The following is a 26,698-nucleotide window of genomic DNA, read 5'->3' as shown; positions in this document are numbered from 1 at the left end:
CTGGAAAATCGGATTGAAATATGGCAAGCGAGAATCAGATCTTCGAACCTGGCGGCAATCAATTATGGAGGCAGGCTTTTTTTTCCGGATGCGCGCCGATACAGCCTTCATCCCATCCGAAAAACGGTCCGGCCGGGAATCTTCATCGGAGTATCGGCGACACGGGCGCATTGTGGCTCAGATGCCTGTTTGCGGGCATCGAGCCCCATCGGCCGAAAGACGGCCGGTTGCGGGTCTTGAAGGTCGGAAGCGTCGTGTATGAAGCTTCGATGCAGGAACTCGGCAACGTCACTGTGATCGGTCGTCATCCGCGGGCCGATTTGCAGCTCGAATCGAACAAAATGGCGCCGTTTCATGCGGTCATTCTCCGCCATCAAGGCAAGTTTTACTTGGAAAGCCTGGATGATGCGGGCGGCACACAGGTCAACCGGAAACAATTGCCGCCGAAAAAAAGGGTTCCACTCTACGGTGATATACAGATCGATCTGCCCGATTACCGGCTGGAACTTTCGCTTTCCGATCGCCGCATGCCCACGGTTCCGGTCGATATGGAGGGCGATATTCCGGATTCTCCCGCCAAAGTCCCGCCTCCCGCTCTAGCGGTCGCTCCGACCGGAGTTCAAGGCGGCTTGGAAATATGGGGTGGAGGTATCATCCGGTTACAAGTCGTCGACATCGTGGAAGAGACGCACGATTGCAAGACGTTTTGTCTGGCGGGCCTGGAGCCGATGCTTTTTTCCTATAAGCCGGGGCAGTTTATTACCTTTATCCTGAATATCGATGGCAAGGAGGTCCGGCGTTCTTACAGTCTTTCGTCTACGCCGTCGCGGCCGTATTTGCTGGAGGTGACCGTGAAAAGGGTGCCGGGCGGCCTGGTTTCCAACTGGTTTTGCGATCGGATCAGACCGGGCGACGAATTGCTCGCGAAAGGGCCGCTAGGGCATTTTACCTGCTTCGATCAGATGCCCCGGAAAATTTTGTTTCTCGCTGCCGGAAGCGGAATCGTGCCGGTTTTCTCGATGTGCCGCTGGCTGGCCGATACGGCCGCAAACGTCGACGTGAAGCTGCTGGCCTCCTTTAAATCCCGGCAGGACATCATTTATTGGCGCGAGTTTGAAATGCTTTCGGCAAGGAGCCGCCGGATTCGGACCGCGATAACGCTCACCTCTGTCCTGCCGGACGAAGATTACTGGACTGGATTCAGCGGACGAATCTGTCCTCCGATGCTCGCGGAATTCGCGCCCGACCTCCACGAACGCGATGTGTTTTTGTGCGGCCCCGACCCTTTCGCGCATGATGTAGAAAGGTTTTTGCGCGATTTGGGCTACGATATGTCGCGCTACCATACCGAAAGCTTCGGTACGGGACGGTCTGCGCCGCTCTCCTCCGGTAACCCGAGTGCCTTGCGGCTCAAAGAGCCCTTGTATAAGGTCAAATTCACCAAATCGGGTAAAATCGTCGATACCGATCAGCATCTAACCCTCCTGGAGCTGGCCGAAGCGCACGGTATCGAGGTGGATTACAGCTGCCGTGTCGGCAGTTGCGGCGAGTGCGAAATGAAATGCCGGGGCGACGTGCATGTCAGTTCGGGCTGCGAAATCGACGAAAAGACCCGTAAAGCGGGCTTTGTTTACGGCTGCTGCACGACCGCCCGTTCCGACCTCGAACTGGACATTTAAGGATCTGGTAGGAAATAATTTCCCCGAATGTTGATTGTTTTGAAAAGCAGAGGCTTCGCTCCCCTCTTTGAGAAAGACGACTGCAGGAGCTATATTGCCGAGGGGCGGGGGGAGATTTATCAAACAAATCCCCCTCAATCCCCCTTTTTCAAAGGGGGAAGTTGTTTTTGACGAAATCCTAAGCAACACAGCGGCTCTATAATCGAATTACCTAATAGGATAAAGAATGAAATTACTCGCGGTGGAGACCGCCACCGAAGCGTGCTCGGCCGCGCTTTACCTCGACGGGGAAGTGATCGAGCGTTATCAGGTATCGCCGCGGGATCATGCCCAATTGATTCTGCCGATGGTCGACGGGTTGATGCGCGAGGCGGGATTGAAGCTTGCCGATCTCGATGCGCTGGCGTTCGGATGCGGGCCGGGCTCCTTTACCGGCGTGCGGATTGCGACCGGTGTGATTCACGGCATTGCCCTGGGCGGTGATTTGCCGGTCGTGCCGGTTTCGACGCTGGCGGCGGTCGCGCAGGAGTTTTTCGACCGGAACGGCGATCGCTGCGGCACCGCCTTTACCGCAATGGATGCCCGGATGGGCGAAATTTATTTTGCGGTTTACCGACGGGATGTCTCCGGCTTTGCCGAACTGATCGGCGAGGAAAAGGTAACGCCGGCCGAATCGATCGTTTTTCAGGATGTTTCGGGTGCCGGGATCGGCACCGGTTGGGGACCTTACCGGGATGTGTTGGCGGACAAGCTGGCCGGCCGCGTCGATTTAATCGAAACGGACAACCTGCCGCGCGCGGGCGCGGTCGTCCGCTTGGGCGCACGCGGCTACGCGCAGGGCCTGGCGGTCGATGTCGAACACGCGCAGCCGGTTTACTTGCGCAACAAAGTCGCGAAGAAAGAATCGGAGCGTTGAGGGGAGGCGGCGGAAAAAGCTTTCTTGCGGGGGTGAATTACCTTATTTCTTTGATAGACAATTCAACGGATTGGGGCATTAATACGGTATAATGGCACCTTAATTTGATGCCTTTCTGAAGCATGGCCCAGTTTTTTGAGATCCACCCCGAAAATCCGCAGTTGCGTCTGATTCATCGCGCGGTGGAGATTATCCGCCAGGGCGGCGTGATCGTCTATCCCACCGATTCTTCGTACGCGCTCGCCTGCCAGATCGGCGACAAGGCGGCCCTGGATAAGATCCGGCGGATCCGCCAGCTGGACGACAAGCACAATTTCACGCTGGTCTGCAAGGACTTGGCACAAGTCTCCAATTTTACGAAAATCGGCAACGATGCCTACCGGATGATCAAGGCGCTGACGCCGGGACCGTTTACTTTCATTCTGGATGCGACCCGGGAAGTGCCGCGCCGTCTGCAGCATCCGAAAAAGAAAACGGTCGGCATCCGGATTCCGCAGCATCCGATTGCGTTGATGCTGGTCGCCGAGCTTGAGGAGCCTTTGTTTACGACCAGTTTGCTATTGCCCGGAATGAGCGAGCCGCTGACCGATCCTTTCGATATCCGAAAGCGTCTGGAGCGCGAAATCGAACTGGTGATCGATGCCGGCGTTATCGAATACCGGGAAACCACGATCATTGAATTTTCGAACAACGGCCCCGAGATCGTCCGGCAGGGCATCGGCATCGCGCCGATGCTGGTTTAACCGAGGATATTGATTATGATGAACGAATTGTCGCTGGTTCAGCGGATCGTGGTCTGGATCCTGCCGGTGATCTTCGCGATTACCGTGCATGAGGTCGCGCACGGCTGGGTGGCGAGAAAATGCGGCGATAACACCGCCTATCAGCAGGGACGTCTGACCTTGAATCCGATGAAGCACATCGACTGGTTCGGCACCGTGATTTTGCCGGGGCTGCTGCTCTTGACCGGAACGGGCTTTATTTTCGGCTGGGCCAAACCGGTGCCGGTCGATGCGAGAAATTTCAAGAATCCGCGCAAGGACATGGCCTGGGTCGCGTTGGCGGGACCGGTTTCCAACCTGTTGATGGCGGTCGGTTGGGCGCTGTTGGCGCGGCTGGGCGTCCTGATCGGCGTCGGATCGATTTCATTGCCGCTAATCTATACCGGCATTGCCGGGATCTCGATCAATCTGGTGCTGGCTTTGATCAATCTGTTGCCGATTCCTCCACTGGACGGCAGCCGGGTGGTCACCGGTATCTTGCCGAATTACTGGGCCTGGCAGTACAACCGTCTCGAACGCTACGGCTTCATCATCCTTTTAGTGCTGCTTTATACCCGGGTACTGAACCTGATTCTGGAATATCCCATGTATCTTGCGCAACAATTGTTTTTCTCGATCGCGGGCATCTGACGCGCATGCTTAAGCCGGACGTTGATTGAGCGATGAACGACTTGAGCCACGAGTTCGTGCCGGAACGCGCCGCGGTGATCGCGATCGTCAACGGCGAGCCGATCGAACAATTGCCGGACGATCTTTACATTCCGCCGAACGCACTGGAAGTATTCCTCGAACTGTTCGAAGGACCGCTGGATTTGCTGCTGTATCTGATCCGGCGGCAGAATCTCGATATCGTCGAGGTATCGATCGCCAAGGTCACGCAGCAGTATATTTCCTACATCCAGATGATGACCGAAATCAATCTGGAACTGGCGGCCGAATACCTGGTGATGGCGGCGCTGCTCGCGGAAATCAAGTCGCGGATGCTGCTGCCCCGGCCTCAGGAAACGGAAGAAGACGAGGAAGATCCCCGGGCGACATTGATCCGCCGCCTGCAGGAATATGAAGCTATCAAAAAGGCGGCCGAAGAGATCGACAGAATGCCGAGGCTGGAGCGCGAGCTTTTCACCTGCGCGGCCGATACCTCGAATCTGACTTTCGAAAAGAAACTGCCCGACGTCACGATGAAGGAGTTATTGCTCGCACTTCAACAGGTTATAAAGCGGGCCGAACAATTCAGCCATCACCATGTGACGCTGGAGCCGCTGTCGGTTCGCGAGCGTATGTCGACGATTCTTGACAACCTGAAAAATGTCGAAAGCCTACGTTTTACCGAAATCTTCTTTCGCAAAGAGGGACGCCCCGGCGTATTGGTGGCTTTTTTGGCGATCCTCGAACTCGCCAAGGAAGGTCTGATCGAAATCATTCAGCCCGAGCCTTTCGACGAGATCCGGGTTCGCGGCGCTGCCGCTGCGATGCCGAACTGAAACGCCGTATATCATGGAAATTCAATCGATTGTAGAAGCCATTCTGTTTGCCGCGAACCGGCCGATGACCTGCAAGGACATCCAGCAGGTCTTCCCCGAGATCGAGCAGCCCGAGCTTGCCGAGATTCAGGCGGCGGTCGACGCGGTGGCGGAAGATTACCGGTCCCGCCCGATCGAATTGCAGCAGGTTGCCAGCGGCTACCGTTTTCAGGTCCGGCAGGAACTGTCGCGCTGGGTTCAGCGCTTGTTCGAAGAGAAGCCGCCGCGCTATTCGCGCGCTCTGCTCGAAACGCTCGCGATCATCGCCTACCGGCAGCCGGTCACGCGCGGCGACATCGAGGACATCCGCGGCGTCAGCGTCAGTTCCGGAATCATTCAGACGCTGCTCGAACGCGAATGGATCCGGGTGGTCGCCCATAAGGAAGTACCGGGCCGGCCGGGATTGTACGGCACGACCAAACAGTTTCTGGATTATTTCAATATCAAATCATTAAGCGAAATGCCGACGCTGGAGCAAATACAGGAGCTCGATCCGGCGCCGGAAGTCATCTTAGCCCCCGAACAGGAAGCCAGTGAAAAACAGGAAACCCGAGAAGAACCCGCCGAAAACCGGGAAACATCCTTCGAAACCGAACCGGATGCTTCCGAAAACGGAGCAGAAGCCGCCGAAGCCGTTCCGGAAACCGGCGCCTGAGGCTCGGCCGGAAACCGTCGCGGCCGCGCCGGACGAGGGCGCGGGTGAGCGCATTCAAAAAGTCCTTGCGCGCGGCGGCGTCGCTTCGCGCCGTGAAATCGAGCGTTGGATGCAGGAAGGCCGGGTAACGGTCAACGGTGCGCTCGCAGAGCTGGGGACTCGCCTGCGTTCGGGCGATCATCTGCAAATCAACGGCCGCTATGTCGACTGGCAGAAGTTCGATCGGCAGCCGACCCGCGTACTGCTTTACCACAAGCCGGTCGGCGAAGTCGTCACGCGCCGCGACCCGGAAGGCCGGCCGGTCATTTTTACGCAATTGCCGAAACTGGCAACGGCGCGCTGGATTGCGGTCGGGCGGCTCGACATCAATACTTCGGGACTGCTCTTGGTCACCAATAACGGCGAACTGGCGAACCTGCTGATGCATCCGAAAACCCAGATCGAGCGCGAATACGCGGTGCGTATTTTAGGCGAAGTGCCCGAGGCCATGATCGAGAAATTGAAGCAGGGCGTCGAGCTCGAAGACGGCTTGGCCAAGTTCGACGAGGTCCGTTTTTATGCCGGGGAGGGCGCGAACAAATGGTACTACGTGACGGTTACCGAAGGCCGTAACCGTCTGGTCCGGCGCCTGTGGGAGTCGCAGCAGGTGGTCGTGAGCCGACTGATGCGGGTCCGTTACGGGCCGGTCGTGCTGCCCGAACGGTTGAAGGCGCATTCGTTTTACGAGTTGTCGGATAAAGAACTGGATACCTTGTTTGAGTTCGCCGGGTTGCCGAGGGAAAGTTTTCCGGCTCAGCCGAAAGATGCTCCTAAAAGCGCCAGGGCCGGCAAAAAATAATCTTCCTGTCAGTTTTAATAGTGTGGCCTGAAGTTGTAGGGTACGCTGCGCGTACCTTTTCAACTTCCTATGGTACGCACAGCGTACCCCCTACAGAGGCTGCTCCATGAGTGCAATTCCGCCACTAAAGAGCGGGGGCAAGGAGGCTGAGGGTGGGGACGGGGCCGCTACCGATTGATCTCCCTGAGCCTCGCCCCCGATTCACATTATTCCTTAGTTGACCGGGCTGTCGGAGCCAATACTGGAAACGACCGCCGAATCAGGCCGTTGTCCCGGCTTGATCGCTTCGGCCTTCAGCTCGAAATCCATCAGTACGCGTTTGGCGGCTTTATTGACTTCCTTCTTGTTCTTGTATGGGCCGGCGATCACGTGGTATTCGTCCTTCAGTTTCACCTTGCGGGCCGGAATCGGCGGCCCCTGATGATTCAGCATGGCGGCCAGCTGTTCGGCTTCGGTTTCGGTTCTGAAGGTTGCGACACGCATCGACCAGTCGCCGTCTTTGAGTTCGGTGACTTCGGGTTGCCCGTACAGCCGTTCGGGATGCGCCAGTTGCACGGCCTGTTGCGTCAATGCCGCCAGTTCCGGGCTGTTCTTCAGTACCGGCACCGGGATGCCGTCCGAGCGCCGGATCACCCGCTCGACCTTCTCCCAGTCGATATCGGCCTGTTTTTCTGCTGCCAAACTTTTCAGTTTATTCAGAAATTGCTTCTTCAGTTTGATCTTGCCGGCGGCCCATTTGTCAAGCGGTTCGTGCGCTTCGATATACAGTTGATCCTGCTGCCAGGCGGCCAGATAAGGCTGATGCACGATGCGGACCTTCGCCCCGACCGCGACTTTACCGAACAGCGTTTCGATGTCTTCGGGATAAAGCTGGATACAGCCGTGGCTGATCTGCATGCCGATGCCGTAGGGCTTGTTGGTGCCGTGGATCAGGTAGCTCGGAAACCCGAGCCGCATCGCATAATAGCCGAGCGGATTGTCGGGACCCGCACGTACGGCGGCGGGCAGTATATCGCCTTTTTCCGCATGCTCGCGCTGGATCGACGGCGGCACGTGCCATACCGGATTGGCCTGTTTTTCGACGATGCTGGTTGCACCGATCGGCGAGCTCCAGCCTTGCCGCCCAATGCCGACCGGATAGGTATAGAGCGTGTTCGGTTCTTTTTTCGGATAATAAAACAAACGCATATTCGCGAGATTCAGCACGATGTCCTTGCGCGACGCATCAGGCACAATGAATTGCAGCGGCAGGATCACGCGGCTGCCGGGCTGGGGGGTCCAGGGTTTAACCCCCTTGTTCGCGATCGTGATGTCGTTGAAACCCAGGCCGTAATGGCGGGCGATATCGGACAGGGTATCGCTTGGGTTCGTGTCGATCGCGGCAAGGGTGCCGACCATTTCCTGGCCGGGCCCCAGGTCGAATCGATGGCTGGCGATCGTGCCGACTTTCTGGCGGCCGGCTTCCGGGGTGCTGACGGCAGGAGGTTCGTCGGGAAACCAGGAAGACAGCGTTTGACAGCCGCTCAGCAGGCTGCCGAGAGCGGCAATCAAAATAGGCGCAGTGCGCCGGCGGGGAGCGTAAGACGATATGATCATGACAGTGTTTGAACTTAAATGCTAAGTAATGCATCTTTTTGGGTACAAGCTTGAGCATACCGCCTAAAGATTAAAGACGGATTAATCGTCCTGTTTTTTAAGTGGTTAGGGTAAGAATTCTATTATCGAATCAGGCGCTTAATGATTCGGTCGGCTCTCGGTTATCCCTCCGGTTTAATTGCTGGCTAAGCGTTTTACGTTAGGATAAAGTAACAAATCTCAGAATACAGCCACAGTAATTTTTTGGTTTTAGGCTACTTTCACCTGCGAAAATGATTGCGAAGCTGCATCACTTTTTGAGCTTTTCTTCAATTCTCAATTTTTGAAGTTTTCACATGTAATGAGGATACAACAATGAATAAAAAGCTGATTTACACAGGCATATGGCTCTGTTTGGGCGGTTTGGCATCAATGGATTTTGCATGGGCGACTCCCGGCCATCCAAATGCCAACAAGCAATCGATAAAGAAATGCACGTTCAACGCTGCCGATGCCGACGTAGTATTGACGAGCAAATTTCGTAATGGCCATGTCAATGACGGCGGTACCACGGACGATCCTACCGATGATTTTTATGAAATTTGTGAAGATGCGGATTTTACGGGCGAATGTCGGACAGTAGGGCCAACTCCCCTGGCGGTGCCTGCCGAAGATAACAATGGCGACCCTATTCTGAACAATAATGATGATCCCGTATATAGCTATACCGGCCTGAACATTTTCGGAAGCAACAAAGCCGATACCATTTGGGGGACGGAAGGATCAGACTCTATTTGCGGAATGAACGGCAACGATGTCGTTTACGGTGCCGGCGGCGACGATACAATTCAGGGTAACAATGGCTCGGATGATTTGTACGGCGGCTTGGGCGACGATAGTGTATACGGTGGCAACGGTTCTGATTATCTATCCGGCTATGACAATGATAATGACGATTTGGACGATGCCGATTTGGACGATGGCGATGACGCTACGGACGATTCCGACAGCGACCGACTGGAGGGCGGCAACGGCAACGATGATTTGTCCGGCGGTCCCGGCGACGACATAATGTCGGGCGGCAACGGTACGGATAATATCAATGGTGACGATGGCCTTGACGAGATTGACGGCGGCCGCGGCAAAGACAACTGCCTTGATGAGGACGATGACGATCATCCGGATGACACAGATGTTGCAGAATGCTCGGCAACCGAATCCGAAGATGATCATGGGCCGAAGCACCATTAATTTTTAAAAATTGTCTTCCGGTACGGACGGCAACTCTATAACGAACGTCAGGCCTGTTTTTTATCTTTGGTCGCTTCGACTGAAAAATAGCCGCATACGCGGCTATTTTTTTAGCAACTGCAAAGGCGTTGACGTTCTAGGCGAACGCTACCTGCCCAATATTGGCCCGAAACTTGACAATTTCCGACTTAAAAAGTCAGAATTAGAGAACGCCCAATCGCCAAGGCTGTCTTAATCGTTCATGAACGCCCGTACATTGCTTTCCTCTCTCGACGACCTGGTCTTCGACAATCGCTTCATCCGCGAACTCCCCGGCGATCCTGAAACGGCCAACTTTCGCCGACAAGTCGCCGATGCCTGTTATTCCCGCGTCAGTCCGACCAAAGTGGCAGCGCCGCAATTGGTTGCTTATTCCCGAGAGGTGGCCGACTTGCTGGACTTGTCCCCGGAGCTCTGCGCCTCCGGGGATTTTACCCAGGTGTTTGCGGGGAATCGTCTGGCGCGAAGCATGGAGCCTTTCGCGATGTGCTACGGCGGGCACCAGTTCGGTTTCTGGGCGGGTCAGCTCGGCGACGGGCGCGCGATCAATCTGGGCGAAGTCATTAACCGTCAAGGCGAACGCTGGGTCTTGCAACTGAAGGGCGCAGGTCCGACGCCTTATTCGCGCAATGCGGACGGACTGGCCGTGCTCCGCTCGTCGATCCGCGAATTTTTATGCAGCGAGGCGATGCACCATCTCGGAGTGCCGACCACTCGCGCCTTGAGCGTGGTGCTGACCGGCGAACAGGTAATCCGCGATATGTTCTACAACGGCAACCCGCGACCCGAGCCGGGCGCGATCGTCTGTCGGGTGTCGCCGTCGTTCATCCGTTTCGGCAATTTTCAGATTCTGGCAGCCCGCGGCGAGACCGACCTTTTACGCCGCTTCGTCGACTACACGATCCGTGTCGATTTTCCGCATTTCGGCGAGCCGTCGCCGGCCGTGTATGCCGACTGGTTTCTGGAAGTCTCCCGGAAGACGGCTGAGATGATCGTGCACTGGCAGCGGGTCGGTTTCGTGCACGGGGTGATGAATACCGACAATATGTCGATCCTGGGACTGACGATCGACTACGGCCCCTACGGCTGGCTGGACAATTACGATCCGCACTGGACGCCGAACACGACCGATGCCGACCAGCGCCGCTACCGTTTCGGCCAGCAGCCGCAAATTGCGTACTGGAATCTCGGCCAATTGGCCAATGCGCTGTTCCCCGTGTTCGGCGATGCCGGGCCGCTGCAGGCGGGTCTGGCTGCCTATGCCGAAACCTTCGACCGGGAATGGCAGCGGATGATGGCCGGGAAGCTCGGCATTGCGGACTATCGTCCCGAAACCGACGAGGACCTGAGCATCGAACTCCTGGTGCTGCTGCAAAAGGTCGAAACGGATATGACGCTGTTTTTCCGGCGGCTCGCTTCACTGGATACGGCCGAGAATCGCCCCGGCTGGAAAACCCGGATCGTCGAGCTGTTGGAAGACTGTTATTATCGGCCGGAGCAATTGTCTGCGGATTACCTGGAAAGGCGGGATGCCTGGCTCGGCCGGTATCATGAGCGGCTCCGGCAGGGAGGTCTTTCCGATGCGGCGCGGCGCAGCCGGATGGATGCGGTCAACCCGAAATACGTGCTGCGCAATTATCTCTCTCAGCTGGCGATCGATAAGGCGGAACAGGGCGATTCTTCGATGGTGGACGAACTGCTCGACTTATGCCGTAGGCCCTACGACGAACAACCCGGGAAGGAGCATTACGCCGCGAAACGCCCGGACTGGGCGCGCAGCCGGGCGGGCTGCTCGATGCTGTCGTGCAGTTCGTGATCTTGGCGGGTGTTAAAACAAATTCTCGGTCACGTAGACATCGTATTCAGAAATCACGACACCGATTCCTTGCCGATCATATTGCGATGACAGCATCACTTTCCGGTGGTGCGGACTGTCCATCCAGCCCTGGACGATCGTTTGAACCAGCCGGTCCGTGTCGGTCCACTCGTATTCCTTCCCAACGGTAATGCCGTTTTCCTTGAGGGTATAGATTTTCTCGTAAAGGCGCGCCAGAAAAATATTTTCGGCGATGCCGACAGCTACGGTGGCGGGCGCTATCTGCTTCCGCTGATTCCACCCCTGGCGTCTGGCCCTGTCCGAAGGGAGTTCGCCTCGCAGGTTCACATGGTTGAAGAAATGATGCCGCGCCATGTCCAGGCTATGATTGCGTGCGATCGCAACGAGCCCCTCATCGTCCCCCAAGGGCGCCAGCCCCTGCTTTTGCCGTTCCCGATTGATCTGTTGATGGATTTGCCGCTCCAGTTCGGCGGCATCGATGGAGGGAGGCAGCGCAGCATGCGCCGATGGAGCGGCCGGGATTAAGCCTAACCATAAAAGAAAAGTCGGAAGCAGTTTCAGCATGAAGCGGAAGGATAAAGCGGAGTACGAGGTTTAGCTCCAGCATTTTACAGGAAAAAACAAGAAGATCCTTAAGACTTTTTTCGCGTGCCGGCCGGGGCCTATTGCCCCGGCCGTTCCATTGCAGCTGGTTGCCGGAGCTGCCTGGCTTTTTACGGTTTCGCCTGTCTGAAATGCAAAAATTTGACTCCGGCAGCGCAGCCGGCACCCGTCAGGATATAAGCGTAATTGACGAACAGGCCGGACAGGGTGCCGGGATTATGTTCAACCGCATCGCGCAGGCCCGGCGTTACAGCCAGGGTCCAGGCAATGCAGGGAATCAGATAGGCCAGAAAGCCGAGTCCGGCCGAGGATAAAGGATTCCTGCCGGTTGCTTCGGCGCTTTTGTAAAACCAGTAGGCGATCAGGAAAGCGGTAATGGTGCCGATCATAATAAAATTCCTTGAATGAAGTCAGTAACGGCGGCACGGTATCAAATTGTTTTCTCACGCTCAAGCGAAACGCGCGCATTCAATTTTTCGGTAGGGAAATTCGTAGGATGTGCCGACGAAAGGAGGCGCATCGTTCGCGATTGATACCCTAAAGGGCACTCGGTGCGCTTCACTGCGTTCAGCACACCCTACGGTCCTATTACAGCTTACCTGATTTCCTTGGCAAGATTTTTTATTAGATTTGATCATACAAGGTTGGGTTGCCTGCTTTTGGGCAACCCAACATTTTCTGCTGCGATGCTGGGTTGTCTTCGCCAACCCAATCTACAAAGGCTAATTTTTTGAAGAGCTTCTATTCTCCTTGCGCAGCCGTTTTTTCTCCGCCTTCTGCCCTCGAATCACCGCCACCTCGGCCAATTCCCGCTCCATCATGTCCGGTGTTTCCAGCGTGATTCGCCCCAATGCGCCGGAGCGGAGTTCAGCAAGCAGGATTTTGGCAGCCTTGTCCAAATCCACGCGCCCCCCGGCGCGCAGGCAGCCGCGCTTGCGGCCGATCGCTTCCAGTACCGCATCATCCGATTCCGGAATCAGCTCCAATCGGAAGCGTTCGCGTAGGCAGGCGGGATACTGCCGGCTCAGGTAGCCGGCCACGAAAGCGGCGACCGCCTCATGATGCAGCGCGGTGTCCTTGATTGCGCCGGTCGCGGCGAGCCGGAAGCCGCTGTGTTTGTTTTCGATGTTCGGCCAGAGCATGCCGGGGGTGTCGAGCAGCACGACATTGTTGCCGATTGCGATACGCTGCTGGGTCTTGGTCACGGCCGGCTCGTTGCCGGTCTTGGCGACCGTGCGGCCGGCCAGGATGTTGATCAGGGTCGATTTGCCGACGTTCGGAATGCCCATGATCAGCGCGTGCACGATCCGGTCGTCTTGTATCTGATCGGCCAGCATTTTCCGGCAGAGCTCCGGAATTCGACGCATCTTTTCGGGATCGCGGCTGGTCAGGGCGAGCGTTTTGACGCCGTGCTCCTGCTCCAGATAGGTTTGCCACTCGGCGGTCAGTTCCGGGTCAGCCAGATCGCTCTTGTTCAGCACCTTCAGGCAGGGCTTGTCGCCGCGCAGTTCAGCCAGCAGCGGATTGGCGCTGCTGAACGGGATACGCGCGTCGAGCACTTCGATCACGATGTCGGTTTTCGGCAGGATTTCCTTTATTTCCTTGCCGGCCTTGTGCATATGGCCGGGATACCACTGAATCTGCATGGTGTCTTGTAGAGGGCAAAATGCTATATTTAACCATCAAAATTCCCATCGTCACGCCAAATTGATCGAAGACCTCATGAAAAAATTGATTTTCTTTGCCCCGTTAGTCCTGTTGACGGGGTGTTCGCAGGATTGGTTTAACCAAATATCGCGCAAAGCGGTCGAATATATGGACGGCAATTACCGGGTGACCTATGCGAACGGCAACACCGAAAAGACCTGGATCGTCAGGAGCGGCAAAGTGACTTCGACCGACAAGGGCTACTATTATTTCTGGGACGAAAACAAGCATTACGTGCAGACGCCGCTGGAAAACACTTTTGTCGAAGAATTCTGATGGCTGATACGGCAGAAATCTCGGTCTCGACCCCTTTCTACGCCTACCTGTCGCGGCTCCGCTGGATCAAGCGCTGGGGGCTCAAGCGCAACGCGCACGAGGAAAACGTGATGGAGCACAGTTGGGAAGTGTCGGTGATCGCGCATACGCTGGCGTTGATCAAGAACCGCTACTACGGCGGAAATCTCGACGCGAATGCGGTGGCGACCGCGGCGCTCTATCACGATATTACCGAGGTGATTACCGGCGACCTGCCGACGCCGATTAAATACCATTCCGAAGCGATCAACGTTGCCTATAAGCAGATCGAAAAGCAGGCCGAGAAGGAACTCTTGAAACTCTTGCCGCCCGAGCTGCAGGCCGATTTCGAGACGCTGATCCTGCATGACGCGATGCCCGAAGAGCATGTCCGGATCATCAAGGCGGCCGATAAGATCTCCGCTTATTTGAAATGCCAGGCGGAGATGAAGGCCGGCAATACCGAATTCGAAACCGCCGCGCAGGATCTGGCCGAAACGATAGCCGGTTACCGGCAGCCGGAAGTGGTGTTTTTTATGCAGGCGTTCGCACCGAGCTGCGGATTGACGCTGGACGGCTTGATGAAGACCTGATCAATGGGCGTAGCCTCGATGGAGCGAAACGAAATCGCGTTGGGTTCCCTCGAGTCCGTTGCGCTGCATCGAGGCTGCATCATTCTGAACGGATTTTACCGCTTCAGATTATCGATGCTGAAATTATCCAGATACAGGATCGCGGCGCCGAGGCCGATGCAGACCAGATAGCTCAAGGTTGGCGAGCCGGGGAACAGATAGGTGTCGAGCAATCCCCAGGCGCCTCGCCATAACATCACGATCGCGAAAACGATGACGACCACATTGGCGTTCGGGTGGCGGGCTTTGAGCTGTTCGAGTTTGGGTGAGTCTTTGATTTGTTTCAACATGGCTTCGGCGGTCTCATGGATTCGGGTGCGGGCGGGTTATTCTATATAATGTGTTCTAGCTTCATCAATACACTTTTTTTCGAAGTCGAGCGTTCGGCACCCGAACTGTTTGCATTTACTACGCGATTCTCATACTTATGGACATATTGACCCACGTTCTCGATTTCTTCCTGCACATCAATGCGCATCTGGCCGACATTTTCGCCCGATACGGGACGCTGACCTATACGATTCTGTTCCTGATCGTATTCTGCGAAACCGGTCTGGTCGTGATGCCCTGGCTGCCGGGCGACTCGCTGCTGTTCGCGGCCGGCGCGCTGACCGCCAGCACCGGTCAGCTGGACATTTACGTGCTGATCGCGCTGTTGATCGCGGCCGCGTTGACCGGCGACAACGTGAATTACGTAGTGGGCCGGTTTCTCGGTAAAAGAATCAAGGCGCGGGAAAAAATCGGTTTCTTCAAGCGTGAATATATCGAGCGGACCGAAGCCTACTACGACCAATACGGCGGTCGCACCGTGATCATCGCGCGCTTTGTGCCGCTGATCCGGACCGTGGCGCCGTTCGTGGCAGGCGCCGGCAATATGCGCTATGCGCGTTATATCGGCTTTTGCATCGGCGGCGCGATGCTCTGGGTCGGCGGCCTAACAACGCTGGGTTACCAGTTCGGCAATCTGGAAATCGTGCAGAAGAATTTCGAACTGGTGATTTTAAGCATCGTCGCGATTTCGCTGCTGCCGATCGTGCACCAGGTCTGGAAGAATTTCCGTAACAAAGCCTCCGCAAACGCGCCGGTTTAGGCGCGATCACAATCATTAAGCAGGGCGGATAACGCATGCTGGCAGCGCTCGTCCGCTTTTCGATCCGTTTTCACGGCGTCGTGCTTGCGATTGCCGTGATGCTCCTTGGCTACGGCGGCTACCGCTTTGCGACCGCCGGGCTCGACATCTTTCCCGAATTTTCGCCGAAGCGGGTCATCATTCAAACCGAAGCGCCGGGCCTGTCGGCCGAACAGGTCGAAATCCTAGTCACGCAGCCGATCGAGATGGCGGTCAGCGGCCTGATCGGGCTCGAAACGGTTCGTTCCGAGTCGATCCAGGGCTTATCGATCGTGACGGTCAATTTCGCCGAAGAGACCGACATCTACCGCAACCGGCAGCTGGTTGGGGAACGTCTGGCCGAATTGCCTTCCCGGTTGCCGTCCGGCGTGATTCCGGTCGCGGTGCCGCTGTCGTCGTCCTCGGCGACCGTGCTGACGCTGGGCCTGACGTCGGACAGTAAGGACCTGATGGCGCTCCGCAGTCTGGTCGACTGGACGATCGTGCCGCGCTTGCTCGCGGTGCCCGGCGTCGCGGACGTGAATGTGTTCGGCGGCGACGTCAAGCAATTGCAGGTTCAGGTTGATCCGCTCCGGCTGCGCAAATTCCATCTCGCGCTCGAAGACATCACGTTGGCGGCTTCCCAGGCGGGGGTGATCCAGGGCGGCGGCTTCATCGAAAACCGGAACCAGCGTTTCACCCTGCAGACGGCGGGGAGCGCCGCCACGCCGGAGCAGCTCGCGAAAATCATCGTGAAACGCGACAAGGGCATGAACGTCACCCTCGGCGATGCGGCGACGATCACTTATGCGCCGGAGCCGCCGATTGGCGCGGCGCAGATCGGAGGCAAGGCTGGCATCGTGATGATGGTGATCGGACAATACGGCGCGAACACGCTGTCGGTGTCCCGGCAGGTCGAGCAGGTCCTGACCGAATTCGGCCGCCTGTTCAAACAACAGGGGCTCACTTTTTATCCGCATCTGTTCCGGCCAGCCGATTATATCGAACGCTCGGTTTCGAACCTGTCAGGCCATCTGTTGGTCGGCGGGCTGTTCGTGGTGCTGATTCTTTACCTGTTTCTGTACAATTTCCGCACCGCCTTCATTTCGGCGCTGGCGATTCCGGTGTCGCTGGTCGGCGCGGTGATCGTACTGCTCGAAGCGGGTGTGAACTTGAACATCATGGTGCTCGGCGGGCTCGCGATCGCGCTCGGCGAAGTGGTCGACGACGCGATCATCGACACCGAAAACATTTTCCGCCGCCTGCGCGAAAACCGCCTGTCGCCCGAGCCGAAGCAGGCGGCCGAGATCGTTTATAGTGCTTCGCTGGAAGTACGCGGCTCGGTGGTCTATGCAAGTTTCATCGTGGCGCTGGTATTCGTGCCGCTGTTGACCTTGCCGGGGGTGGCCGGGCGCCTGTTCGCGCCGCTCGGTTATTCCTATATCCTGGCGATTCTGGCCTCGCTCTTGGTCGCGTTGACGCTGACGCCGGCGCTCTGTTATCTGCTGCTCGGCGGGTTGTCCGAAATGATGGGCGACCCGCCGCTGATCAGGCGTCTGAAGCCCTGGTATCAGGCGTTGCTTCGCGCGATCTACCGCCGCTTCAATTGGGTGATCGGCTGCGGACTGGGAATCTGCCTGACGGGCTTTTTGGCCTTCACGATGCTGAAAAGCCAATTTCTGCCGGAACTGCGCGAAGGCCACTTCATCGTGCATACCAGCAGTCTGCCGGGTACGTCCTTGCAGGAATCGATCCGGATCGGCACGCAGTTGACTCGGCAAATCCTGCAGATCCCCGGCGTCGAATCGATGTCGCAGTGGGCGGGGCGCGCCGAGCGCGGCGCCGATACCTACGGCAGCCATTACAGCGAGTATGAAGTTCGTCTGAAACCGATGTCCGGCTCCGAACAAGGCGAGGTACTGGAACGCATCCGCGGGGCCCTGGACGAATTTCCTGGTATTTCGTATGAGGCGAATACTTTCCTGACCGAGCGGATCGACGAGACGATTTCCGGCTACACCGCGCCGGTCGCGGTGAATATCTACGGCAACGACCTGAACGGGCTCGACGAAAAGGCCAGTCGGCTGGCCGCCTTGCTGCAGGAGATCGAAGGCGCCGCCGACGTGCAGGTGCGTTCGCCGCCCGGCGCGCCGCAGATCCGGGTCGAGATGAATCTTGATCGACTCACCCTCTGGGGCGTCACGCCGAAGATCGTGCTCGATACGTTAAGGATTGCCTATGAAACCCAGATCACCGGCCGCAAGCTCGAAGGCAACCGGATTTTCAACATTGCGGTGGCCCTTTCCCCGGGGCTGCGCGAGCGGTCCGAAGCGCTCGCGGAATTGCCGATTCGGACGCTGGACGGCAAGCTGATCACATTGGCACAGGTCGCGGATATACGCTACGGGCTGACCCGGTACAATGTTCTGCACGAGGGCGCACAGCGGCGGCAGACGGTCACCTGCAACGTGCAGGATAGGGATCTGGATGCCTTCATGGCCGACCTTAAAGCCCGGATTGCGAAAGACCTGCCCGAAACCGGCGACAGCTATATCGAATTCGCCGGCTCGGCGGTCGAGCAGGCGAAGGCGCGCGAGGATTTGATCGTACACTCGGCATTGGCCGGCATGGGTGTGCTGATTTTCATCTATTTGGCGATCGGCAGCCTCCGGCATGTCCTATTGACCTTATGCAATCTGCCGTTCGCGCTGATCGGCGGAATCGCGGCCGTGCTGATTACCGGCGCGACGCTGTCGGTCGGCTCGGTGGTCGGCTTCGTGACCCTGTTCGGGATCACCGTCCGCAACAGCATCATGCTGATTTCGCACTACCGGCAGCTGATCGAGATCGAGAAAAAAGCCTGGAACTTCGACTCGGCCGTGCTGGGCGCACAGGAGCGGTTGCCTTCGATTTTGATGACCGCACTGGTGACCGCGCTGGCGATGTTCCCGATCGCCTTCAACAGCGATAATCCCGGCCGCGAAATCATGGGGCCGATGGCGGCGATCATCATTGGCGGGCTGGTGTCATCGACCGTGCTGAACTTGTTGTTATTGCCGGGGATGTTGTTAAAGTTTGGAAGATTTGAAGCCCGATAAAAGGGCGGAAATTTTATACGTATTACTTGTACCGAGTAATTAAGGGTCGGCAAGCGGCAAATTTATTTTCTGCCTTACGCTAATATGTCAATAGAAGTACTGGACTTTTATTTGATTATATGATTTTGCCATCAATAATTTGTATCTTGCGGCGAGCTCTGCCTCCAATATTGGGGTCATGGGTGATGACCATCAGTGTGACGCCCTGACGGTTCAGGCTTTCCAAGAGTTCGATGATTTCCTTGCCGGACTGGCTGTCGAGGTTGCCGGTCGGTTCGTCCGCGAGTAGGATTTCGGGTTTCATGATCATCGCGCGGGCGATCGCGACGCGCTGGAGCTGCCCGCCCGAGAGCTGGTCGGGTTTGTGGTGGGCGCGGTTTTCGAGGCTGACGTCGGTCAGGGCTCTGGCTACCCTTTGTCTACGTTCTTTAGGAGCTACGCCTGCCAGAATCATCGGCATTTCGATGTTTTCGGCTGCGGTCAGGCGCGGGATCAAATGAAAAAACTGAAACACGAAGCCGATGTTTTCGCGGCGGACTTTGGCGAGTTCATCGTCGCTGAGCTGAGTAACCGGGCGGCCGTTCAACAAATAATGCCCTTCCGAAGGCTGATCGAGCAGCGCGATCACGTTCAATAGGGTCGATTTTCCCGATCCGGACGGCCCCATCACGGAAACGTATTCGCCTTTGGCAATGGAGAGGCTGACATCGTCCAGCGCCCTGACGGTCTGTTCGCCGACTTGGAATGTGCGGCGAATGTGCGCGAGCTCGATCACGGTTTCGCCTGCGCCCGCGCGCCTGCGGTTACGCCCTCCTGGCCAACTGACAGCACGACCTTGTCGCCGTGCTGCAATCCTGCCAGCACCTCGACATAATTCCAGTTGGCGAGGCCGGGTTTGAACGTGCGTTCTTCTAGCACGCCGTCTTCATTCAGCAAAAGGACTTTATGATTTTCGATCACCGCTTCGGCGGGTATGCGCAACGCCTTCGGCTTGCCGGCCAATAGGACTTCGATATCGGCGCTGTAGCCGGGCAATAATTCCTGCAGGTCTTTCGGATCGGTCAGCTTGACCTCAACTTCGACAGTGCGCGCCTGTTTTTCCTTTTCCAGCACATAGGGTGCGATGCGCGAGACGGTGCCTAGCGAGCGCCTGCCGGGAAAGGCATCCAGCGATACATAGGCCGTCATGCCGGTCTTAATCTGTGGAGCATCGACTTCGTCGATCGGCGCGGATACGTACAGGCAGCTGATGTCGAGCAGATCGATGGCGGGGAGGGTAGGAATGCCGGGCGGCGAAGGCGTCACGTATTCGCCGAGTTCGACGTTGATTTCGGCGACCGTGCCGTCGAACGGGGCCTCGACATAGGTTCGCTCGATGGCGGCCTTGGCCGCGTCCCGGCTGGCCTGGCTGACATCGACGGCTGCTTTGGCCGAAAGGCAGGCGGCGCTTTGTGCTTTGGCGTTGGTGACTTTCGTGTCGACCTGCTCTTCCGAAACGATGTGGTTATACTTTTGCAGGCGGGAGATGCGCTCGGCTTCACGGATTGCGCCGCCTTTCAACTGGCAGGCCTGTTCGGCGGCGGCATGGTTTGCGCGTATTTGCGCTTCCTGCAGTGCGAGTTGCGCCTTAAGATCGTGATTCCAGACTTCCATCAATAACTCGTTTTTCCGGACTTTATCGCCTTCCTTGACATTCAGTTGGGCAACCTGGCCGCCGGCAGCCGGCGCCAGGTAAGCGCGCCGGCAGGCTTTGACGGTGCCGACGCGAGTATTCGAGACGGTGGACCGGACCTCCCCCTCTTCAATGCTGACGATTTCCACCTCCACCGGCTTGGGACGTTTATAATAAACCGTTAGTGCGAAGGCGATGGCGAGGATTGCCAAAGTGGTCAGCGTTTTTTTGCGCATCGAAGCTTCAGTGGGATGATGAGACAAGTATGGGAAAGAACCTGGCCGTAGAGAAAAGGCTGCAAGTCTGCCGACGTGGCTATTTTACGCTATTAAGTTTACATTCTTTAACGATCTCAACTTATAATCTTATCGGATTCGCCGACAGGCATTTTTTATCATGATCCCATGAAATACAGCGAAGCATTTTTAAACGCCGCCGCCGATCTTTGCGAAGCGGGGCGATTTATCGACGGTAAAGGCTGGGTTCCGGCAACCAGCGGCAATTTTTCGGTTCGACTGCCGGACGGCACGATTGCGATCACCGTTTCGGGTAAACACAAAGGCCGTCTGCAAATCGAGGATATCATGCTGATCGACGCGGATGCCAATCCGCTCGACGATAAAAAACCGTCCGCGGAGACCTTACTGCATACTTCCCTCTATAAGCGTTTTCCCGCCGTCAATTGCGTATTGCATCCGCATACGATTCATTCGGTGCTGGTTTCCAGAATTTTCAAGAACGAAATCGCGCTTGAAAATTATGAACTGCTGAAGGCGTTCAAGGGGATTGCCACTCACGAAGCCCGTCTGGTCATACCGGTCTTTGCCAATGACCAGGATATTCCGCGCCTTGCCGCCGAAGTCGAACGCTATCTGGACCGGCGTCGGGACTGTTACGGTTACGTGATTGCCGGGCACGGATTTTATACCTGGGGCGATTCGGTTGCCGAAACCTTACGGCATCTTGAGGCCCTCGATTATTTGTTTGAGTGTGAATTACGTTTGTACGGAGTAAACAGAGCATGAGCGCATTAACCGTGTATCCCGATAACCAGCCGCAATCAGGAGTCTTGTATACCGACTGCTCCGATATTGCGGCCGAGTTGAGCCGGATCGGCGTGCAGTTCGAGCGCTGGACCGCGAATCGCGAACTGACGGACGATGCCGATCAGGAAACCGTCATCGAAGCCTACCGGGATTCGGTCGAGCGGCTGATGCTGCAGTACGGCTTCCAGTCCGCCGATGTAGTCAGTCTGCAGCCCGATCATCCGCAAAAGGCGGCGTTTCGGGAAAAATTTCTGGCCGAGCATATTCATGAGGATTTCGAGGTCCGTTTTTTCGTCGACGGCAAAGGGCTTTTTTATCTGCATGTCGGCGATAAGGTCTATGCGGTGCTTTGCGAAAAAGGCGATCTGATCAGTGTGCCGGCCAACACGACGCACTGGTTCGATATGGGCGGGAATCCTTGCTTCAAATGCATCCGACTGTTCACCACCCCGGAAGGCTGGGTAGCCACGTTCACCGGCAGCGACATCGCCCAGTCGTTTCCGACATTCGATCAATATGTTGCCGGCTTGTCATGATCAAAGCGATCGTTACCGATATTGAGGGCACGACTTCGTCGCTGTCTTTCGTTAAAGACGTGCTGTTCCCCTATGCGCGGGCTCATATTGCCGAGTTTGTTCGGGATCATGCGGGCGATCCCGAAGTGCGGCAATTGCTGCGCGATGTTTCCCGGGAGGCAGGAAGAGAATTGGATGCCGGGCAGGCTATTGAGCAATTGGTCGAATGGATCGATCAGGATAAAAAGATCACGCCGCTGAAGGCACTGCAGGGGCTGATTTGGGAAGAAGGCTACCGGAAAGGCGCCTTCACCGGTCACGTATATGAAGACGCCGAAAGAAATCTAAAGGCGTGGAAGGCTTGCGGACTGGGTCTTTACATTTACTCTTCCGGTTCGGTGCATGCCCAAAAACTGCTGTTCTCGCATACGGATTACGGTGATTTGACGCCCTGGTTTTCAGGCTATTTCGACACCCGGATCGGCGGCAAGCGGGAAGTCGATTCGTACCGGCGCATTAAGGATGAACTGCAGTTGTTGCCCGAGTCTTTGCTGTTTTTGTCCGATATCAAAGAGGAGCTCGATGCGGCGAGGCAGGCCGGATTCCACACCATCTGGCTGGTCCGGGAGGGCAAACCGGATTCCGATGCGGAGCATCTTCAGGTGCAGGATTTCGATCAGATCGAGATCGTTTTTTCAAACGACCGGTGATTTTCACGGTTATTTGTTACAATGCGCGCTTTATGTTTGTATTTTTCAAGGTTTTAAAGCTGCGATGAGCATTAAATCGGATAGATGGATTCGCCGTATGGCGGCCGAATACGGCATGATTACGCCGTTTGAAAGCGGTCAGGTCAGAGATTCCGAAAAGGGGCGGGTCATCTCGTTCGGGACATCGAGCTACGGTTACGATGTGCGTTGTTCGGACGAGTTCAAGATATTCACCAATATCAATTCCGCGATCGTCGATCCGAAGGATTTCGATTCGAACAGTTTCGTCGACGTGAAGTCCGATGTTTGCATCATCCCGCCGAACTCGTTCGCCCTGGCGCGGACGGTGGAGTATTTCCGTATTCCGCGGGATGTATTGACCGTTTGCCTGGGCAAGTCGACTTATGCGCGCTGCGGCATCATCGTGAATGTAACGCCGCTCGAACCCGAATGGGAAGGGCATGTAACGCTGGAGTTTTCGAATACGACGAATCTGCCCGCGAAAATCTATGCGAACGAAGGCGTCGCGCAGATGCTGTTTTTCGGCAGCGACGAAGTTTGCGAAACGTCTTATAAAGACCGCGGCGGCAAATACCAGGGGCAAACCGGAGTGACTTTGCCGCGCGCGTGACAGGTGGTTACTGTAAAGTTGTGGGCGCGGCCAGTACCGGTGGCAATTGCAGGAAATAGCCCCGCTCATTCAGATTGTTGATCACCGAAACCGGATCGGCGTTTGCAAGTTTCCGTTCCGACGTGATTTCCAAGCTGAAAACGAATTCCATTCTGCCCAAGGAGGCTTTTAAGGCTTCCGGCAGGCAGGAGAAATCGTCCTGGTTTCGGAGAAACAAATAAAGGTCTTGTTTTTGGAGGCTTTTATAGATAAAACAGTGCATATTTAAAGTAAAGTAAGGATGCGAAAGGTATGCAGCGAAGTTTACGGCTCGGTTGCGTCGAGCCGAAGCAAGCGATAGCTGGAAGTTGGCCCACTATTATTCCTTCTCTCCTTCGATGAATCAATCCGCTTTCAAATCTCGGGATTTTTTTCTCAAGGCCTGCTGTTTCGAGGCTTCGCTCATCCTGGTCGCTCTTATTCTGGGCTGGATAGCCGACATCAACCCGTTTGCAAAGTTGTTTTTGTCCGAGGCCGCGATTTTATACGGAATTATCGGCACAGCGCCGATGATAGTGTTGTTTCATCTGGCGGAACTGAGGCAGGAAGAGGCGTTTCAAAAAATCAGGCGGTTATTGCTCGAAACGCTGGGACCCAGCCTGCATCGGCGGCACTGGGCCGATTTGCTGATGCTCGCCGCGATAGCGGGGTTGTCGGAGGAAATTCTTTTCCGAGGTCTGATTCAACCGTGGCTGGAGGCAGTCTTGGGAATGCGTGCGGGTTTGGTCGGCTGCAACGTTTTGTTCGGTCTGGCGCACGCGGTTACACCGCTTTATACCTTGCTCGCGTTTTTGATAGGGATCTATCTGAGTTTATCGATGGATTACGGGGCGGAGCGGAATCTGCTCACGCCGGTAGTGATTCATGCACTGTATGATTTCTGGGCATTTTTGGCTTTGATAAAGGCTTATCAATTGAATCAAACGAGGCAGAAGTCCGGCGATAAGCCGTGAAGGAGTCTGTGGATGGCTAGTTGAGCTGCCTTCCCTGGCGCTCACTTATCTGACCTGCATTCGTTTCTTTTTACGCCCGGTAGCTGGGCTGGCTCTGGGCGGCAATCCATACCACCAATTGCCGATTCAATTGGCAATCGCCGCTAAAAATATGAATGGCTGTCCTGTTAGATCTCATCAATACCGGAGAGGCCTACCATCGTCCAATTGTCAAAGTCGAGGACGCCTTCCTGGTCGTCCCCCTTGTCATAGGTGATCCGGCAAACATATCTTTTCGTGGCCATATTGCCCGATTCGTCAGCGATATTAATGTCGGCGTTAATCAGAAATTGGTAATTGCCCAAGCTCCAGGCCTTGATCGGCTTGTTCGTAAATGTCACGGAAATGTCGGAATCGAGCTCCGACTTGATGTAATTATTACAATGGTTAAATGCAATCGCTGTCATCTCTGTGGAGATGGGGAGCTGGCTGCCCTGGTCTTTGCTGTCGACTAAAAAGGCATCGGATTTGATGACTTCGGTTACGAGAGGCATGACCGCTTCTCTTTGAAATACAATCAATAAGCCAAGACCGCCTAAGAGTAGAATGAAAGGATGTTTTTTAAAAAAATTGTTCATGAATGGAAGTGCCAATGGTTAGTTTAATCATCGCAATTGTATCAGAAATCAATACATTAAGCGTACGCTAGTATACCGGCCGGTTTGAGCTCGGAGCGATTTTTTTGACGAAAATATTTTTTGTCTTGACAAGGTGCTTCGAGCTGGTAAACTGACCGCTCACCGAACTGGACTCGGTGCGATTCCTGGTCAAAAGCCAGTGAATGTGGAAATGGAGTTGAACAAGAAACTCCCGGCCGAATAGCTGGGGATTGTTAAATTTTTAGGAGGTAGAAATGGCAGCTACAACTGAATCAGTGAAAGCTGATGCTGCGGAAGCACCGCTGTTAAATAAAAGAAATCTGTTCCTGGGCGTCGCACTGTACAACGTGTTCTACGCTTGGGTTCGTTGGTACGAAGGTGTTTATGGCTGGTCCGCTGGTCTTGACTCTTTCGCGCCTGAGTTCGAAACATACTGGATGAACTTCCTGTATATCGAATTCGTATTGGAAGTATCCACTGCAGGTATCCTGTGGGGCTACATCTGGAAGACCCGTGACCGTAAAGTCATGTCAATCACTCCAAGAGAAGAGCTGAGAAGACACTTCACTCACTGGACTTGGTTGGTTTGCTACTCTGTTGCAATTTACTTCGGCGCTAGCTACTTCACCGAGCAAGATGGCACTTGGCACCAAACGATCGTTCGCGATACTGACTTCACTCCAAGTCACATTATCGAGTTCTATCTGAGCTACCCAATCTACATCATCACCGGTGGTGCTTCTTTGCTGTACGCAAAAACCAGACTGCCTACTTATGCCAATGGTTTCTCCATTCAATACATGGTATCTGTTGTTGGTCCATTCATGATTCTGCCAAACGTTGGTTTGAACGAGTGGGGTCACACTTTCTGGTTCATGGAAGAGTTGTTCGTTGCTCCTCTGCACTACGGCTTCGTATTCTTCGGATGGGCCGCTCTGGGTGCACTGGGCGTTCTGAGCATCGAAGTTCAAGCAATTACAAAATTGCTGAAGAAAGACCTGGCTTAATCGCTTAGGTTAAAAGCCTTAAATAACTATCTCCTGGCTGTTTCGCTCATGTTCCAAATGGGCGAAACGGCAAAGAGAAGATAGAAATAAAAATAATTTTAAACCCTTTAGGAGGTAAGCTAATGAGCGCATCTCAATCAGCTGTACGTTCACGTGCCGAAGCTGTAAAAGTTTCACGCACGTTCGACTGGATGATCTGCTTCACTTTGTTTTTCATCATTCTTGGTGGCTACCACGTTCACTTCATGTTGACTGGTGGTGACTGGGATTTCTGGACTGACTGGAAAGACCGTCGTCTGTGGGTTACTGTATTGCCAATCGTCGGTATTACATTCCCAGCTGCTGTTCAAGCAGTTCTTTGGTATCGCTGGAAACTGCCATTCGGTGCAATGCTGGCCGTTCTCGGTCTGTTGTTCGGCGAATGGGTTAACAGATACTTCAACTTCTGGGGATGGACTTACTTCCCAGTTAACTTTGTATTCCCATCACAGTTCGTTCCAGGCGCAATCGTTCTGGACGTCATTCTGATGCTGTCTAACAGCATGCAGTTGACTGCTGTTCTGGGCGGCTTGGCTTACGGTCTGTTGTTCTATCCTGGCAACTGGCCTGTCATCGCACCATTGCACGTGCCAGTTGAATACAACGGCATGGTAATGACCCTGGCTGACTTGCAAGGTTACCACTACGTAAGAACTGGTACTCCAGAATACATCCGGATGGTTGAAAAAGGTACTCTGAGAACTTTCGGTAAGGACGTAGCTCCAGTATCTGCATTCTTCTCTGGTTTCGTGAGTATCATCATCTACTTCTTGTGGCACTTCTTCGGTAAATGGTTCGGCAGCACCGCATTTACCCAAAGCACCTAATCCTTTTGGATTCTGAGCTAGTAACACAATAAATAAATGGCTAGTAGATAAATGAACAATTTATCGACTGGATACTCAAGAATA

The 26,698-nt window shown here is 55.3% G+C and carries 29 protein-coding genes; 20 read left to right on the top strand and 9 right to left on the bottom strand.

Translation table 11 applies throughout. The annotated features are described in order from the left end of the window. Positions 1-20: 20 nt before the first annotated feature. From JJL52_RS06260 to rluB, 7 genes are all read left to right on the top strand, one after another. Entirely contained in the window at positions 21-1,679 is a 1,659-nt protein-coding gene (locus JJL52_RS06260; RefSeq protein WP_202051544.1) for an FAD-binding oxidoreductase, read from the top strand. 226 nt (positions 1,680-1,905) lie between these two features. Further along, positions 1,906-2,595, top strand: a complete 690-nt coding sequence (gene tsaB, locus JJL52_RS06255; protein ID WP_202051543.1) for a tRNA (adenosine(37)-N6)-threonylcarbamoyltransferase complex dimerization subunit type 1 TsaB — start codon at positions 1,906-1,908, stop codon at positions 2,593-2,595. 122 nt (positions 2,596-2,717) lie between these two features. Further along, positions 2,718-3,338, top strand: coding sequence for an L-threonylcarbamoyladenylate synthase (locus JJL52_RS06250; protein ID WP_202051542.1), 621 nt, complete (start codon positions 2,718-2,720; stop codon positions 3,336-3,338). 15 nt (positions 3,339-3,353) lie between these two features. Next, positions 3,354-4,007 carry a site-2 protease family protein gene (locus JJL52_RS06245; RefSeq protein WP_202051541.1) on the top strand — a complete coding sequence of 218 codons (654 nt, stop codon included), beginning with the start codon at positions 3,354-3,356 and terminating at the stop codon, positions 4,005-4,007. 32 nt (positions 4,008-4,039) lie between these two features. Further along, positions 4,040-4,861: a segregation and condensation protein A gene (locus tag JJL52_RS06240; protein ID WP_202051540.1), complete on the top strand. Its 822-nt coding sequence runs from the start codon at positions 4,040-4,042 to the stop codon at positions 4,859-4,861. A gap of 13 nt (positions 4,862-4,874) precedes the next feature. Further along, positions 4,875-5,555 (top strand): SMC-Scp complex subunit ScpB, encoded by a 681-nt coding sequence (gene scpB, locus JJL52_RS06235; RefSeq protein ID WP_202051539.1) that lies wholly within the window; start codon positions 4,875-4,877, stop codon positions 5,553-5,555. Continuing rightward, positions 5,500-6,393, top strand: coding sequence for a 23S rRNA pseudouridine(2605) synthase RluB (gene rluB / locus JJL52_RS06230; RefSeq protein ID WP_202051538.1), 894 nt, complete (start codon positions 5,500-5,502; stop codon positions 6,391-6,393). The genes scpB and rluB overlap by 56 nt, the downstream gene beginning before the upstream one ends. 213 nt (positions 6,394-6,606) lie before the next feature. On the opposite strand, the gene JJL52_RS06225 is transcribed toward rluB, so the two are convergent. Next, positions 6,607-7,989 carry a L,D-transpeptidase family protein gene (locus JJL52_RS06225; RefSeq protein ID WP_202051537.1) on the bottom strand — a complete coding sequence of 461 codons (1,383 nt, stop codon included), beginning with the start codon at positions 7,987-7,989 and terminating at the stop codon, positions 6,607-6,609. 354 nt (positions 7,990-8,343) lie between these two features. On the opposite strand from JJL52_RS06225, the gene JJL52_RS06220 reads away from it, so the two are divergent. Then, the gene (locus JJL52_RS06220) at positions 8,344-9,219 is read left to right on the top strand and encodes a calcium-binding protein (protein ID WP_202051536.1); all 876 of its coding nucleotides are present in this window, start codon (positions 8,344-8,346) and stop codon (positions 9,217-9,219) included. Positions 9,220-9,460: 241 nt separating this feature from the next. Continuing rightward, positions 9,461-11,074, top strand: a complete 1,614-nt coding sequence (locus tag JJL52_RS06215; RefSeq protein ID WP_202051535.1) for a protein adenylyltransferase SelO — start codon at positions 9,461-9,463, stop codon at positions 11,072-11,074. 12 nt (positions 11,075-11,086) lie between these two features. On the opposite strand, the gene JJL52_RS06210 is transcribed toward JJL52_RS06215, so the two are convergent. The 3 genes from JJL52_RS06210 to ylqF all read right to left on the bottom strand — a co-directional run bounded on the left by JJL52_RS06210 (position 11,087) and on the right by ylqF (position 13,344). Continuing rightward, positions 11,087-11,659, bottom strand: coding sequence for a CAP domain-containing protein (locus JJL52_RS06210; RefSeq protein ID WP_202051534.1), 573 nt, complete (start codon positions 11,657-11,659; stop codon positions 11,087-11,089). 149 nt (positions 11,660-11,808) lie between these two features. Beyond that, positions 11,809-12,087 carry a hypothetical protein gene (locus JJL52_RS06205; protein ID WP_202051533.1) on the bottom strand — a complete coding sequence of 93 codons (279 nt, stop codon included), beginning with the start codon at positions 12,085-12,087 and terminating at the stop codon, positions 11,809-11,811. A 333-nt stretch (positions 12,088-12,420) separates the two neighbouring features. Continuing rightward, on the bottom strand, positions 12,421-13,344 hold the full coding sequence (gene ylqF / locus JJL52_RS06200) for a ribosome biogenesis GTPase YlqF (RefSeq protein ID WP_202051532.1): 924 nt from the start codon (positions 13,342-13,344) through the stop codon (positions 12,421-12,423). A 76-nt stretch (positions 13,345-13,420) separates the two neighbouring features. On the opposite strand from ylqF, the gene JJL52_RS06195 reads away from it, so the two are divergent. Together JJL52_RS06195 and yfbR are read left to right on the top strand one after the other, a co-directional pair. Continuing rightward, positions 13,421-13,681, top strand: a complete 261-nt coding sequence (locus tag JJL52_RS06195; RefSeq protein WP_202051531.1) for a hypothetical protein — start codon at positions 13,421-13,423, stop codon at positions 13,679-13,681. Continuing rightward, entirely contained in the window at positions 13,681-14,292 is a 612-nt protein-coding gene (gene yfbR / locus JJL52_RS06190; RefSeq protein ID WP_202051530.1) for a 5'-deoxynucleotidase, read from the top strand. Before JJL52_RS06195 ends, yfbR begins: the two co-directional genes overlap by 1 nt. Before the next feature lie 95 nt (positions 14,293-14,387). Here yfbR and JJL52_RS06185 read toward each other — a convergent pair whose 3' ends face one another. Next, the gene (locus JJL52_RS06185) at positions 14,388-14,621 is read right to left on the bottom strand and encodes a hypothetical protein (protein WP_202051529.1); all 234 of its coding nucleotides are present in this window, start codon (positions 14,619-14,621) and stop codon (positions 14,388-14,390) included. A 137-nt stretch (positions 14,622-14,758) separates the two neighbouring features. On the opposite strand from JJL52_RS06185, the gene JJL52_RS06180 reads away from it, so the two are divergent. Together JJL52_RS06180 and JJL52_RS06175 are read left to right on the top strand one after the other, a co-directional pair. Then, complete coding sequence (locus tag JJL52_RS06180; RefSeq protein ID WP_202051528.1) at positions 14,759-15,421, top strand: DedA family protein; 663 nt, start codon at positions 14,759-14,761, stop codon at positions 15,419-15,421. 35 nt (positions 15,422-15,456) lie between these two features. Next, positions 15,457-18,537, top strand: coding sequence for an efflux RND transporter permease subunit (locus tag JJL52_RS06175; protein WP_202051527.1), 3,081 nt, complete (start codon positions 15,457-15,459; stop codon positions 18,535-18,537). Between the two features lie 115 nt (positions 18,538-18,652). Here JJL52_RS06175 and JJL52_RS06170 read toward each other — a convergent pair whose 3' ends face one another. Together JJL52_RS06170 and JJL52_RS06165 are read right to left on the bottom strand one after the other, a co-directional pair. Beyond that, the gene (locus JJL52_RS06170; protein ID WP_202051526.1) at positions 18,653-19,312 is read right to left on the bottom strand and encodes an ATP-binding cassette domain-containing protein; all 660 of its coding nucleotides are present in this window, start codon (positions 19,310-19,312) and stop codon (positions 18,653-18,655) included. After that, positions 19,309-20,445: an efflux RND transporter periplasmic adaptor subunit gene (locus JJL52_RS06165; protein WP_202051525.1), complete on the bottom strand. Its 1,137-nt coding sequence runs from the start codon at positions 20,443-20,445 to the stop codon at positions 19,309-19,311. Before JJL52_RS06165 ends, JJL52_RS06170 begins: the two co-directional genes overlap by 4 nt. A gap of 168 nt (positions 20,446-20,613) precedes the next feature. Here JJL52_RS06165 and JJL52_RS06160 point away from each other — a divergent pair, with 168 nt between their 5' ends. From JJL52_RS06160 to dcd, 4 genes are all read left to right on the top strand, one after another. After that, entirely contained in the window at positions 20,614-21,234 is a 621-nt protein-coding gene (locus JJL52_RS06160) for a methylthioribulose 1-phosphate dehydratase (RefSeq protein WP_202051524.1), read from the top strand. Next, complete coding sequence (locus JJL52_RS06155) at positions 21,231-21,791, top strand: 1,2-dihydroxy-3-keto-5-methylthiopentene dioxygenase (protein ID WP_202051523.1); 561 nt, start codon at positions 21,231-21,233, stop codon at positions 21,789-21,791. Before JJL52_RS06160 ends, JJL52_RS06155 begins: the two co-directional genes overlap by 4 nt. Beyond that, entirely contained in the window at positions 21,788-22,480 is a 693-nt protein-coding gene (gene mtnC / locus JJL52_RS06150) for an acireductone synthase (RefSeq protein ID WP_202051522.1), read from the top strand. Before JJL52_RS06155 ends, mtnC begins: the two co-directional genes overlap by 4 nt. A gap of 64 nt (positions 22,481-22,544) precedes the next feature. Further along, positions 22,545-23,111, top strand: a complete 567-nt coding sequence (dcd, locus tag JJL52_RS06145; protein WP_202051521.1) for a dCTP deaminase — start codon at positions 22,545-22,547, stop codon at positions 23,109-23,111. A gap of 7 nt (positions 23,112-23,118) precedes the next feature. Here the strand turns inward: dcd and JJL52_RS06140 are convergent, their stop codons facing one another. Next, the gene (locus JJL52_RS06140) at positions 23,119-23,373 is read right to left on the bottom strand and encodes a YcgL domain-containing protein (protein WP_202051520.1); all 255 of its coding nucleotides are present in this window, start codon (positions 23,371-23,373) and stop codon (positions 23,119-23,121) included. Between the two features lie 115 nt (positions 23,374-23,488). On the opposite strand from JJL52_RS06140, the gene JJL52_RS06135 reads away from it, so the two are divergent. Next, positions 23,489-24,103 (top strand): CPBP family intramembrane glutamic endopeptidase, encoded by a 615-nt coding sequence (locus JJL52_RS06135; RefSeq protein ID WP_202051519.1) that lies wholly within the window; start codon positions 23,489-23,491, stop codon positions 24,101-24,103. A 167-nt stretch (positions 24,104-24,270) separates the two neighbouring features. Here JJL52_RS06135 and JJL52_RS06130 read toward each other — a convergent pair whose 3' ends face one another. Then, complete coding sequence (locus JJL52_RS06130) at positions 24,271-24,720, bottom strand: hypothetical protein (protein ID WP_202051518.1); 450 nt, start codon at positions 24,718-24,720, stop codon at positions 24,271-24,273. Between the two features lie 275 nt (positions 24,721-24,995). Between JJL52_RS06130 and amoC the strand changes: the two genes are divergently transcribed. Together amoC and amoA are read left to right on the top strand one after the other, a co-directional pair. After that, positions 24,996-25,748 carry a bacterial ammonia monooxygenase, subunit AmoC gene (gene amoC / locus JJL52_RS06125; RefSeq protein ID WP_202051517.1) on the top strand — a complete coding sequence of 251 codons (753 nt, stop codon included), beginning with the start codon at positions 24,996-24,998 and terminating at the stop codon, positions 25,746-25,748. 122 nt (positions 25,749-25,870) lie between these two features. Further along, entirely contained in the window at positions 25,871-26,614 is a 744-nt protein-coding gene (gene amoA / locus JJL52_RS06120) for a bacterial ammonia monooxygenase, subunit AmoA (protein ID WP_202051516.1), read from the top strand. Positions 26,615-26,698: the final 84 nt, after the last annotated feature.

The sequence above is a fragment of the Candidatus Methylomicrobium oryzae genome (assembly GCF_016745425.1).
In the GTDB taxonomy this organism is placed as follows: domain Bacteria; phylum Pseudomonadota; class Gammaproteobacteria; order Methylococcales; family Methylomonadaceae; genus Methylomicrobium; species Methylomicrobium oryzae.
Note: the sequence above shows the minus strand (reverse complement) of the source record. Positions and strands in the feature narration are given on the sequence as shown.